At 72.0% G+C, this 11,490-nt stretch carries 12 protein-coding genes; 2 read left to right on the top strand and 10 right to left on the bottom strand.

From position 1 onward, the window contains the following. The 10 genes from SSNG_RS22280 to SSNG_RS22235 form a co-directional block, all read right to left on the bottom strand. Positions 1–1,938: beta-ketoacyl-[acyl-carrier-protein] synthase family protein (locus SSNG_RS22280; RefSeq protein ID WP_007266151.1), on the bottom strand; the 1,938-nt coding region annotated here is incomplete at its 3' end. A 105-nt stretch (positions 1,939–2,043) separates the two neighbouring features. Beyond that, entirely contained in the window at positions 2,044–3,333 is a 1,290-nt protein-coding gene (locus SSNG_RS22275; protein ID WP_007266150.1) for a beta-ketoacyl-[acyl-carrier-protein] synthase family protein, read from the bottom strand. Then, positions 3,330–3,782: a hypothetical protein gene (locus SSNG_RS22270; protein WP_007266149.1), complete on the bottom strand. Its 453-nt coding sequence runs from the start codon at positions 3,780–3,782 to the stop codon at positions 3,330–3,332. Before SSNG_RS22270 ends, SSNG_RS22275 begins: the two co-directional genes overlap by 4 nt. Beyond that, the gene (locus SSNG_RS22265) at positions 3,779–5,041 is read right to left on the bottom strand and encodes a beta-ketoacyl-[acyl-carrier-protein] synthase family protein (protein ID WP_007266148.1); all 1,263 of its coding nucleotides are present in this window, start codon (positions 5,039–5,041) and stop codon (positions 3,779–3,781) included. Before SSNG_RS22265 ends, SSNG_RS22270 begins: the two co-directional genes overlap by 4 nt. Beyond that, complete coding sequence (locus SSNG_RS22260) at positions 5,038–5,490, bottom strand: 3-hydroxylacyl-ACP dehydratase (RefSeq protein WP_007266147.1); 453 nt, start codon at positions 5,488–5,490, stop codon at positions 5,038–5,040. Before SSNG_RS22260 ends, SSNG_RS22265 begins: the two co-directional genes overlap by 4 nt. Before the next feature lie 10 nt (positions 5,491–5,500). Further along, the gene (locus SSNG_RS22255) at positions 5,501–6,271 is read right to left on the bottom strand and encodes a 3-oxoacyl-ACP reductase family protein (RefSeq protein WP_007266146.1); all 771 of its coding nucleotides are present in this window, start codon (positions 6,269–6,271) and stop codon (positions 5,501–5,503) included. A 14-nt stretch (positions 6,272–6,285) separates the two neighbouring features. After that, on the bottom strand, positions 6,286–6,660 hold the full coding sequence (acpS, locus tag SSNG_RS22250; RefSeq protein WP_007266145.1) for a holo-ACP synthase: 375 nt from the start codon (positions 6,658–6,660) through the stop codon (positions 6,286–6,288). Between the two features lie 46 nt (positions 6,661–6,706). Further along, complete coding sequence (locus tag SSNG_RS22245; RefSeq protein ID WP_007266144.1) at positions 6,707–7,117, bottom strand: phosphopantetheine-binding protein; 411 nt, start codon at positions 7,115–7,117, stop codon at positions 6,707–6,709. A gap of 47 nt (positions 7,118–7,164) precedes the next feature. Next, positions 7,165–8,130 carry an ACP S-malonyltransferase gene (gene fabD, locus SSNG_RS22240; RefSeq protein WP_007266143.1) on the bottom strand — a complete coding sequence of 322 codons (966 nt, stop codon included), beginning with the start codon at positions 8,128–8,130 and terminating at the stop codon, positions 7,165–7,167. Positions 8,131–8,365: 235 nt separating this feature from the next. After that, on the bottom strand, positions 8,366–9,442 hold the full coding sequence (locus SSNG_RS22235; RefSeq protein WP_129593328.1) for a DUF6081 family protein: 1,077 nt from the start codon (positions 9,440–9,442) through the stop codon (positions 8,366–8,368). Positions 9,443–9,634: 192 nt separating this feature from the next. Between SSNG_RS22235 and SSNG_RS22230 the strand changes: the two genes are divergently transcribed. Further along, a complete protein-coding gene (locus SSNG_RS22230; RefSeq protein WP_007266141.1) occupies positions 9,635–11,221 on the top strand; it encodes an acyl-CoA carboxylase subunit beta in 1,587 nt (528 codons plus the stop codon). Further along, entirely contained in the window at positions 11,218–11,445 is a 228-nt protein-coding gene (locus tag SSNG_RS22225; RefSeq protein ID WP_007266140.1) for an acyl-CoA carboxylase epsilon subunit, read from the top strand. Before SSNG_RS22230 ends, SSNG_RS22225 begins: the two co-directional genes overlap by 4 nt. The last annotated feature ends 45 nt before the right edge of the window (positions 11,446–11,490 follow it).

Genomic DNA, 11,490 nt, shown 5'->3' with positions numbered 1-11,490 from the left:
CGCCCCGCGCTCGCGGGCCGCCCCGGCGCGTTCCAGCACGAGGGCGATGCCGCCCTCGGTCAGGGTGTAGTCGGCGGCGGACCGGGACCCGAACAGCGGGATGGTCCGGTAGCCGTCGAGCGCGCCGGGCGAGAAGGCGTCGACCGCCGGGACCAGGATCCGGTCGGCCCGCCCGCTGCGCAGCAGGTCGTAGGCGACGCCGATGGCGGCGGCGCCCGCGGCGTGCCCCGAGGTCAGGGTGGAGGTGGGGCCCTTGACCCCGAGGGCCATCGCGACCTGGCCGGCCGCGGCGTTGTACACGGTGTTGGGGAAGACCCCCGGGTTGCCGGCGGCGGGCCCGTCGGTGAGCAGCGGGAGGAAGAACCGCTCGTTGCTCTCCACGGGGCCGATGCCGGTGCCGAGGACCACGCCCGTCGCCGCGCGTTCGTCGTCGCCGGTCACCCCCGCGTGCTCCAGGGCCGCCCGGCAGGCGGCGATGGCGAGCTGCGAGATGCGGTCCATGCGGCGGCGGTCCTTGCGGGTGCCGGCCGCCTCCGGGTCGAACACGGCGCGGGCGACCCGCAGTCCGTCCTCGTCCGCGCCGGGGCGGGTGCCGGCCTCGAAGGCCTGCCACAGGGCCTCGGCCCCGTCGCCCGCCGCGGTCAGCGCGCTGAAGCCGGTGACGACCACGTCGTCGTGGTCCTCGTCCGCGGGGCCCTCGAAGAGGTGTCCGGGGCGGGCGTAGGCGACCGTGGCGTTGGCCCCGCCGAAGGCGAAGTTGTTGGAGAGGGCCACGTCCAGGTCCATCGGGCGGCCCGTGCCGGGGATCGGGTCGAGGCCGCACTGCGGGTCGGTCTCGGTGAAGCCCGCGGTGGGCGGGGCGATCTGGTCGCGCAGGGCGAGCACCGTCGCTATGCCCTCGACCGCTCCCGCCGCGCCCAGCAGGTGGCCCACCATGGACTTCGTGCTGCTCAGGGCGGTCTTCTCGGCCGCCTCGCCGAGGGCCAGGCGCACCGCGCCGCTCTCGGCGGAGTCGTTCTTGGGGGTGCCGGTGCCGTGCCCGTTGACGTAGCGCACGTCCTCGGGCGCCAGTCCGGCGGAGGCGAGCGCCGCGCGGATCGCACGGGCCGCGCCCTCGCCCTCGGGGTGGGGGGCGGTGGGGTGGTAGCCGTCGGCGGACAGGCCGTAGCCGAGTACCTCGGCCAGCACGGGGGCGCCCAGGCGGGCCGCGGCGTCCGCCGAGAGCAGGACGAACATGCCGCTGCCCTCGCCGAGCGACAGCCCGGAGCGGTCCTTGGAGTAGGGTGCCGCGGGCTTGCCGGACAGCGACTCCAGGCCGCTGAAACCGGCGAACGCGGTCTCCGTGAAGGCGTCGCTGCCGCCGACGAGCATGGCGTCGGCGCGGCCGGCCCGGATCACCTCCAGGGCGTGGGCCATGGCGTGGGCACCGGAGGCGCAGGCGGTGTTGACCGAGAGCACCGGCCCCTTGATCCCGAAGGCGGCACCGAGCGCCTCGGCCCCCGCCTGGGGCGGTACGAGGGCGTACCGCTGCCAGTCGGGCTCCTCGTCGGCGGCGCGGGCGCGCAGTGCGTGTTCGGCACTGCGCCAGCCGCCGTTGCAGGTGCCGTAGGCGACGCCCCAGCGCTCCGCGGGGATCTCGACGCCCGGGGTGAGGCCCGAGGCGCCCAGCGCCTCCTCTGCCGCGACCAGCGCGAAGTCGACCGAGGGCTCGCGGACCCCGTCGTCCGAGGTGTACGCGTAGGCGGGCCGCCGGGTCTCGGTGACCTCGCCTCCGATGCCGGTCTGGTAGCCGTCCATCGGCAGGCCGCGCACCGGTCGGATCGCGACCCGTCCCGTGCGGACACCTTCCCAGAACTCTTCGGCGGTGCCCCCTTGGGAGGTGATCGCGCCCACGCCGGATACCACCACCCGCGCAACGCCGGAAGGCATGTTCTCCATGTGTCTGACTCCTCCTGACCTGGGTTTCCCGTCTCCTCGGACGGACTGGACGAACGGGATGGAACGGCCCTCCGGTGTTCCGGAGGGGTGGGGACCCGGCACGGGCTAGGCCGCCCGTCCCAGGGCCAGCGCGACGGCCTGGCCTTCGAGGCCGCGGGCCAGGGCGAGGGCCGTGTCGGGCCGGGTGTCGCGGGCCTCGCCGCGGACGAGGTCCATGTCGCAGGCCGCGTCCGGGGTTTCGAGGTTGGCGGTGGCCGGCACCGCGCCGTAGTGCAGGGCGAGCGCCGACACCGCGACGTTGAGCGCGCCGGCGCCGCCGACGAGGTGGCCGGTCTGCGGCTTGATGCTGCTGATCGGGACGGACCGGGAGGCGTCGCCGAGCGCGGTGCGCAGGGCGGCGGTCTCACTGCGGTCGCCGATCTTGGTGGCGGCTCCGTGGGAGGCGATGTAGCCCAGGTCGGCCGGGTTGAGGCGGGCGTCGTCCAGGGCCCGCCGCACGGCCCGGACCAGACCGCGGCCCTCGGGGTCGGTGGCGGGCGGCGTGCGTCCGTCGTGGCCGTTGCCCACGCCCCGCAGCTCGGCGTAGATCCGGGCGCCGCGGGCGAGCGCGGCCTCCTTCTCCTCCAGGACCAGCAGCGCGCCGCCCTCGCCGAGCACGGCTCCGCTGCGGGTCTGGTCGTACGGGCGGAAGGCGGTCTCGCCCAGGTCGTTGCGGGTGGTGAGGACGCCCATGCGGTCCATGTGCGTCATCGACCACCAGCTGGTGGCGTCCTCGTACCCGCCGGCGATGATCCGGTCGGCGTCGCCGCGCTGGATGGCCCGCACGGCCCTCGCGATGGCGGTGGCGCCGGCGTCGGCGGTCCCCGCGAAGAAGGCGTTGGCGCCGCGGATTCCGAAGGTCTGCGAGATGTGGAAGACCGCGCCCGGCTGGAGCCCCTCGACGAAGAAGAGCGGCGGCATGATGGTGTCGGCCTTCTCGCCGAGCGCCTTCATGTCGGCCGTGCCGTCCGGGCGGCGGACCGTCCGCAGCCCCTTGATCAGCTGGTCCATCCGGCCCATCGACTTGTTGCCGCCGAGGAACAGGCCGGTGCGCAGGCCCAGTTCGGTGCCGGTGTCGATGCCGGCGTCCGCCAGGGCCAGGGAGGCCGCCGCGAGACCGAGCTGGTCGCCCCGGTTCATGGTGTTCAGCTGGCGCCGGGTGGCGAAGCGGCTGGGGTCGAACCCGTCGATCTCCGCGCCCAGCGTGGTCTGGAGCCGGGAGGTGTCGTAGGCCTGGATCTGCCTGACGCCGCTCCGGCCGTCGACGATGGCCTTCCAGTTGGCCTCACCGCCTTCGCCGAGCGCGGTCAGCAGGCCGATGCCGCTGATCACTACCTGGCGTCCGATGCCGCTCATCGCTGCTCCTTGGGGGATTCGCCGACTGTGGCCGGGGCGGGGAGCCGGCGTACGAGGGTCAACTGCCGGACGGTGGCCACGGGCTGGCCGTCCACCGTCGCGGCGATCTTGAAGTGGAGGGTGTCGTCGCCGTCGCGGCCGGTGAGCTCCGCGAGGATGGCCACCTGGTCGCCCGGCCGGACCGGCCGCCGCCAGCGCACCCGGGTCGCCTCCCCGAGGCGCCAGCCGTGCTCGGCCGCCGGCGCGGCCAGGGCGGCCACGTCGGCGGCGCTCGCGACGAGCAGCACGCCGGGCAGGATGGGGAAGCGCGGGAAGTGGGTGGCGAAGAGGTCGAGGGTGTTGGGGACGTTGCGCACGGCCCGGGCCTGCTCGCCCGGGAGGACCTCGGGGTCGAGCAGGGCGCCGTGCACGGGGTGCCCGGTGGCCCGGTGGTCCGCTGTCACGCTCATCGCTCGTAACCGCCGACGACGAGGCTGATGTTGGTGCCGCCGAACGCGAAGGCGTTGATCAGGGCGTGCGAGACGGACTGCTCGCGGGCCGTGTTCGGTACGTAGTCCAGGTCGAGCTTGCGGTCCGGCGAGGTGAGGTTGATGGTCGGCGGCACCAGCGAGGTGTTGATCGCCCCGATCGCGGCGAGCACGTTGAGGGCGGCGCCGGCCGAGGTCAGGTGTCCGGCCATCGACTTCGGCGAGCTGATCACGAGGCGGTGGGCGTCGTCGCCGAACACCTTCTTGATCGCGACGGTCTCGGACTGGTCGTTGCCGTGGGTGCTGGTGCCGTGGGCGACGACGTAGTCGATGCCCCCGGTGCCGACTCCGGAGTCGGCGATGGCGCCGGCCATCGACTCGATCGCGCCGGACCCGTCCGGCGGCGAGTCGGTGATGCGCCAGGCGTTGAGGCTGGAGCCGTAGCCGAGGATCTCGGCGTGGATGCGGGCGCCGCGCGCCAGCGCGGACTCCAGCTCCTCCAGGACGAACAGCACCCCGCCCTCGCCGAGGACGAAGCCGGACCGCTCGCCGTCGAAGGGCCGGCTGGCGGACTGCGGGTCGTCGTTGTACCGGTCGGTGAGCGCGCCGAGCAGGGTGAAGCCGAGCACGTCCATCCACGAGGTCAGCGAGTCGAAGCCGCCGGCCACCATCAGGGTGGCGTCGCCCTCCTGGATGGCCCGGAAGGCCTCGCCGATGGCGTGGCCGGAGCCGGAGCAGGCCGTGCTGACGCCCATGAGCGGACCCGTCGCGTCGAACAGCCGCGCGATGGCCGCGGCGGGCACGTTCTGGCTGAACTCCAGGGACTCGGAGGGCGTGTACGGCAGGAACGCCGTCTCCTCGCCCGTGGTCTCTCGCAGCTCGCCGACGTCGAGCAGCCACTGCAGGCCGGGCCGGCCGACGCTGGCGCCGACGGAGACGCCCATCTCGCCGCTGTCGTAGGTGTCGCGGTCCACGCCCGCGTCGCGCAGCGCCTCCTGGGCGGCCGCGAGGCCGAACTGTCCGGGCCGGGACAGGTGGCGCAGGCCCACCTCGCGCGGTACCAGGTCCTTCAGCCGGAAGTCCTTGACCTGGCCGGCGATCCGTACGGGGAACCCGTCCGTCTCGATGGTGGTCAGCTCACCGACGCCGCTGCGGCCGGTGGCCAGTCCCTCCCAGGTGGTCGGGGCGTCGTTCCCCAGTGGGGTCACCGCCCCGATCCCCGTGATCACTACACGCTTCATCGCAGCACCTCCGTGCGCAGCAGATGCCGGCCCATTCGCTCGGTGTCCTCCGGGTCTTCGAGCTGGTCGCTGCCGAGGGCGGCACACATCAGGCCGCTGACCTCCAGCACCGTCCGGTCGCCGACGCGGACGGTGCCGTCCAGGGTCACGGCCGTCTCGTCGAACGAGACGAATCGGACATCAAGGTCGAGTACGTCGCCGGGGAGCACCTCGGCGTGCCAGCGCACGCCGGCGGCGCTCGCCAGAGCGGCACGCCTCTTGTAGCCGGTGCTCAACAGCAGGAGCCAGGTGCCCGCCTGGGCCAGCGCCTCCAGGACCAGCGGGGCGGGCATCACGGGCCCGTTCGGGGTGGGGCTCCAGTAGGACTCGTCGGCGGAGGTGACCTTGCGCCCCCGCAGACGTACCCCGGACTCCCACGCGTCGATACGGTCGATCAGGTGGAATCGCACGTCCCGGCCCCTACTTGGCGCGGCCCAGGCCGAGCTGGCCCGCCCAGCCGCCGTCGACCCGCAGCAGTTCCCCGGTGACGTACGAGGAGTCCTCGCCGGCGAGGAAGGAGACGACGCCGGCCACCTGCTCGGGCGTGGCGAACTCGCGGAAGGGCAGCTGGCGCTTGATGTTCTTGCCGCCGTCCTTCTCCAGCAGTCCGCCGATCAGGTCGGTGGCCGTGTATCCCGCGAGGACCGCGTTGACGCGGATCTCGAAGCGCGCCAGCTCGATGGCGGCGGCGCGGGTGAAGGAGTTGACGGCCCCCTTGGAGGCGGAGTAGTTGGACTGCCCCACCCACCCGCCCTCCCCCATGACGGAGGAGATGTTGACGACGTTGCCCTCCCGCTGGGACATGAAGTGCCCGGCCACGGCGTGGGTGCAGTTGTAGACACCGCCGACGTTGACCTTGAGCACCTCCCACCAGTCCGCGGGGGCCTGGTCGTAGATGAGGCCGTCCTGCGCCACCCCGGCGTTGTTCACCAGGACGTGCAGGCCGCCCAGGCCGTCGATGGTCTCCCGCACCAGCCGCTGGGCGGCCTCGGGGTCCGACACGTCGGCCTGCAGGGCGATCGCCCGGCCTCCCGCCGAGGTGATCTCCTCGACGACACGCTCCGCCTCGTCCTTGCGCGAGCGGTAGTTGACGGCGACGGCAGCACCGTCGGCGGCGAGGCGGAGCGCGATGGCCCGCCCGATGCCGCGTGAGCTGCCGGTGACCAGAGCGACGCGGCCTTCGAGCGTCATGAGTCTTTTCCTCCTTATTGGTTCCACACCAGGAGCGCCTGGGCTATCGCCAGCCCAGCGCTGTGAGTCATAGAAATGTCGAGCTGCTGCATCCCCAGCCGCTCGGCCTCTGCGGCCACCTCGCCGTACAACCTGACCGCCGGACGGCCGGCACGGTCGTTGACGACCTCTATGTCGGTCCACTCCATGCCCGCCGCCATGCCGGTGCCCAGTGCTTTGAGCACGGCTTCCTTGGCGGCGAAACGGGCGGCCAGATGATCACCGGGGCGGCGTCTTCGGCGGCAGTAGGACCGTTCCCGAGCGGTGAAGACCTGCTCCTCGAAGCCGGTGTCCGAAGCGACGAGTTCGTCGATCCGCTCGATCGCGATCACATCCGTGCCGATGCGCATCCGAGGTGGGACGGGGCGGTCGGCCGACGACCGCTCCACCGCGTCGTCAGGCCGCGGCCAGGGTGCTGTCGGCACGTTCCGCGACCATGTCCGTAAGGTTCTGGACGGTGAACAGGGTGAGCACCTCGTCCGCGACGAGCTTGCCGGCGAGGGCGTCCGTGTCGATCTGCGGGAGCACCTTCTTCAGCTGCGCGAGGCCGACCGCGGTGATGACGTCGTCCTCGTCGGCGAAGTCCTCGTCCGAGATGCCGCCCTGGATGACCTCGGTGAGGTCGGCCATCTTCACCTTCACCCCGGAGGCGCGCTCGATGCGGAAGAGGATGTCCAGGAGGTCGATCGACTCGGCGTCCAGGTCGCCGAGGAGGGTCGCGTCGGGCACGACCTCCTCGATGTCCAGGCCGAGCGCCTCGGCGATGGAGTTCTGGACGACGGCGTCGAGGCTGGCGTTGTTCGTCATGCGTGAATCACCTGTTTCCTGATGGGTTGTTGTGTGTGGGGTGTGGGTCAGACCGGGACCGGCGCGGTGGCCGAGAGCGAGCCGACGATCGCGCCGAGGCGCTTCTCGTCGCCGGTGCTCGCCACCCGCGCGTCCGGGTCCGTACGGCGGACCAGTCCGTTGAGCACCCGGCCCGGACCCACTTCGATGTAGGTCTCGGTGGGGAGCCCGCCGGCCCGCCTGACCACGTCCACCCAGCGGACTGGTCCGCTGAGCTGACGGCGGAGCAGCTCCCGCGCCTGCTCGCCGCCGCTTACGTGGTCACCCGTCACCGAGCTGATGACGGGCAGTACCGGGTCCGCGAAGGAGTGGCGGGCCAGTTCGCCGGCGAACTCCTCCTCGATGGCGCTCATCAGGGAGCAGTGGAAGGGCGCGCCGACCTTCAGCGCCACGACCTTCTCCGCTCCCTCCAGGAGCGCCGCGCGGCCCGCCGCCTCGACGGCGGCGGCCTCGCCGGACAGGACGGTCTGCGTCGGCTCGTTGAAGTTGGCGACCTCGACCAGCCCCGTCGCACGGGCCTGTTCGCAGATCCGGACGACCTGCTCGGCGGACAGTCCCAGAACCGCTGCCATCGCGCCCGGCTGCTTTCGGCCCACCTCCGCCATGAGCCGACCGCGTACCTGGACGAGACGGAGCGCCGACTCCGGCGACAGGACCTCGGCCGCGACCAGGGCCGCGTACTCGCCCAGGCTGTGACCGGCCACCGCGCCGGGCGCGCAGCCCGCCTCGCGCAGGACCTGCCAGGTGGCCAGGCTCGTCGCGAGGATCGCGGGCTGGGTGATGTCGGTGGCGGCGAGTTCCTCCGCCGTTCCGGTGGTGCAGATTTCGGAGAGCGGCATGCCGAGCACGGCGTCCGCCTCGTCGAACACCCGTCGGGCGGCGGAATACCGCTCCAGCAGGTGAGTGGCCATGCCGGCCCGCTGAGACCCCTGTCCGGGGAACATCACCAGGTCGGCGGAGCTGTTCGAGTTCATCAGTGGAGTTCCTTCGGTACCTTGTGGCCCGGCTCGGTGACGCGGTCTCCATCGACCGTTCCGGGATGCCGGGCCGGCGCCTCATGGCCGACGGACCACCCGCCCGATGCGGGCTTCGACGACAGGGATGCGATCGGGCGGGCTGGTCGTGATCGGCACTGCCCTTCGAACCTAAGGCAGGCGCACGGCCGCGCCCAGACTTCCAATGGTCAGTGGCCATGCCTCCTTAGAGGCATTACAGGCGCTCACCCGTGGTGACCTTGAGGTTGGCGGCGCGCAGGTCGACGCCCTGGCCCCAGATCCGGCTGCCGGTCCGGCTGGTCTCGTCGAGGAACGTCTGGCCGGTGGGCGCGCCCAGCCGGGTGTTGTAGTAGAAGCCGTCCGTCGAGTCCAGGCGAACCAGGCCGCGGCCGTCCGCGCCGGCACCGTCGAGCATCGAGAACACGCCCAGCCCGCAGGTCGCCTGCTTCGGGGCGACGACCTCCTGGGTGCCGCCGTGGTCCGTCTGGAGGTACTTGCGGTCGAGCTCCAGGGTGCCCAGCTTGTTCACGGTGAGCACGGTGAGGCCGTTGAGCTTCCAGCGGGCCCGGGTGCCGCCGTTCTCCAGGACGACCTGGGTGTTGACCTGGGTGCCCGGGGTGATGCGGGCGACCGGCACCGCGTAGGTGAACGCCGCGTAGGTGGTGCCCGGGTACCGCAGGCGCTCGTAGAAGGCGTAGACGGTGTTGTTGGTGACGTGGAAGTCCATGACCATGCCGGTCTGGAGGTCCGCCGTGACCAGGCCCGCCGAACCGAGGCGGACGTCGCCCTGCGGGTCGCTGACCGCGGTGCCGAACGGGTGCCGCTCCATGTTGCGCGTCTGGACGGACAGCGAGGACTCGCAGGTCAGCTGCCCGTTCGGCGGGACGTCGTAACCCGGGTAGCCGGTGGTGCCGTTGTGGCGCGGGTAGGCCAGCCACTTCATGTGGTCCTTGTCGCCGCCGCCGCCGGCCGCCTGCTGCCCCGTGGTCCAGGAGAACGCCGGCTGGCCCGTGACCGGGTCCTTGCCGGACGGCACCACGTTCAGACCGCGGGTCGAGGTGGTCGCGATGCCGTCGTCGGCCGTGAGCCCGCCGTTCTGGAACAGCTGCCAGTTGCCCGCCGTCGAGGTGTCGAAGCCGTTCTGGAAGGTGTCGCTGAAGACGGTCTTCTTGAGCATCGGGGTCTCTTCGACCTGCTCGGCCGCCACCGCTCCGGTCGCCGGTGTCACCGCCGCGGCCATGGCCACCGCCACCGCGCCGAGCATCAGCCGCTTCTTCCAACTCGTTCTCACTGTCGTCTCCTTGAGTGGTCTCGGATGTCCTCGATGTCTTCACATCGTCGGGACCGCCCGTAGAGATCGACTTAAAACTTCTTTGTCGAACGCATGAGGTCGTACTTCAACAGAGCTTTGATGCCGCCTTGAACACCGCCGGGCAGCGTGGAACGCCCCCCTTGCCATCCGATCCGAGAAAGGGCACACCACGTGAGCATCACCGAGGACCGTCCGACGTGGACGCAGTCTCACCTGCGGTCTTACACCGCCGAACTCTCCGAGCTGCGTGACTCCGTGGTCCGGGGTCCCAGCGAGGCGGCCACCGAGGCACAGCACGCGAAGGGCAAGCTGACCGCCCGCGAGCGCATCGAGCACCTCTTCGACGAAGGGACCTTCACCGAACTGGAGGGTCTGCGCCGGCACCGGGCGACCGGTTTCGGCCTGGAGAACCGCAGGCCGCACACCGACGGGGTGGTGATCGGCTGGGGCCTGGTCCACGGCCGCACCGTCTTCGCCTACGCCCACGACTTCCGCATCTTCGGCGGCGCGCTCGGCGAGGCGCACGCCGAGAAGATCCACAAGGTCATGGACCTGGCCGAAGCCGCCGGGGCCCCCGTCGTGGGTCTCTGCGACGGCGCGGGCGCCCGCATCCAGGAAGGCGTCACCGCGCTCGCCGGCTACGGCGGCATCTTCCAGCGCAACGTCCGCAACTCCGGTGTCATCCCCCAGATCAGCGTGATCCTGGGCCCCTGCGCGGGCGGCGCCGCCTACTCACCCGCGCTGACCGACTTCGTGTTCATGGTCCGCGGCATCTCCCAGATGTTCATCACCGGCCCCGACGTCGTGCAGGCCGTCACCGGAGAGGTCATCACCCAGGACGCCCTCGGCGGCGCGGACGCGCACGCCGCCACCTCCGGCGTGGCCGCCTTCGCCTACGACGACGAGCAGAGCTGCCTGGACGACGTCCGCTTCCTGCTCTCCATGCTGCCCTCCAACAACCGCGAGCTGCCGCCCGCCGCCGAGACCGACGACCCCGCGGACCGCCGCACCGAAGCCCTGCTGGACCTGGTGCCGGGCGACCCCAACCGCTCCTACGACATGCGCAAGGTCATCGAGGAAGTCGTCGACAACGGCGAGTACTTCGAGGTCCACGAGCTGTGGGGCACCAACATCATCTGCGCCCTGGCCCGGCTGGACGGCCACGTCGTCGGCATCGTCGCCAACCAGCCGTCCGTCACGGCGGGCGTCCTCGACATCCACGCCTCCGAGAAGGCGGCCCGCTTCGTCCAGACCTGCGACGCCTTCAACATCCCGCTCGTGACGCTGGTCGACGTGCCCGGCTTCCTGCCCGGCGTGGACCAGGAGCACAACGGCATCATCCGGCACGGCGCCAAGCTGCTGTACGCGTACTGCAACGCCACCGTGCCCCGCATCCAGCTGATCCTGCGCAAGGCGTACGGCGGCGCCTACATCGTCATGGACTCACGCTCCATCGGCACCGACGTGTCCCTGGCCTGGCCCAGCAACGAGATCGCCGTGATGGGCGCCGAGGGCGCGGCCAACGTGGTCTTCCGGCGCCAGATCGCCGAGGCCGACGACCCGGACGAGGCCCGCACCCGCCTGGTCAAGGAGTACAAGACCGAGCTGATGCACCCCTACTACGCCGCCGAACGCGGCCTGGTCGACGACGTCATCGACCCGGCGGAGACCCGGTCCCGGCTGATCGGCGCCCTCGCGATGCTGCGCGGCAAGCAGGTCACCCTGCCCAGCCGCAAGCACGGGAACCAGCCCCAGTGAGCGCCGCCGAACCGCAGATCCGGATCACGCGGGGGGCTCCGGATCCCGTCGAGGTGGCGGCGCTGACCGCGGTCCTGCTGGCCCTGGGCGCCGCGCGCGCGGACGCGGACGCCGACCCCGGCGCCACCACGGCGCCCGCGCCCTGGTCCCGCGACGGATCGGGACCCGGCTCGGCCGGGTCCTGGTCGGGCCGGAACCTGCCCGCCTGGCGCGCGAACCTGTGAAGAGCCGCGTACGACATCAGGAGGGAGAGATACCGAGGCCGGTCA

The organism is Streptomyces sp. C (assembly GCF_000158895.1).
Lineage (GTDB): Bacteria > Actinomycetota > Actinomycetes > Streptomycetales > Streptomycetaceae > Streptomyces > Streptomyces racemochromogenes.
This window is presented reverse-complemented; position numbering and strand designations above follow the sequence as displayed.

Coding starts and splice junctions, on each gene's coding strand:
- SSNG_RS22245 (WP_007266144.1), bottom strand. CDS start 7,117: ATGACGAACAACGCCAGCCTCGACGCCGTCGTCCAGAACTCCATCGCC.
- acpS (WP_007266145.1), bottom strand. CDS start 6,660: ATGCGCATCGGCACGGATGTGATCGCGATCGAGCGGATCGACGAACTC.
- SSNG_RS22265 (WP_007266148.1), bottom strand. CDS start 5,041: ATGAAGCGTGTAGTGATCACGGGGATCGGGGCGGTGACCCCACTGGGG.
- SSNG_RS22275 (WP_007266150.1), bottom strand. CDS start 3,333: ATGAGCGGCATCGGACGCCAGGTAGTGATCAGCGGCATCGGCCTGCTG.
- SSNG_RS22270 (WP_007266149.1), bottom strand. CDS start 3,782: ATGAGCGTGACAGCGGACCACCGGGCCACCGGGCACCCCGTGCACGGC.
- SSNG_RS22255 (WP_007266146.1), bottom strand. CDS start 6,271: ATGACGCTCGAAGGCCGCGTCGCTCTGGTCACCGGCAGCTCACGCGGC.
- fabD (WP_007266143.1), bottom strand. CDS start 8,130: ATGAACTCGAACAGCTCCGCCGACCTGGTGATGTTCCCCGGACAGGGG.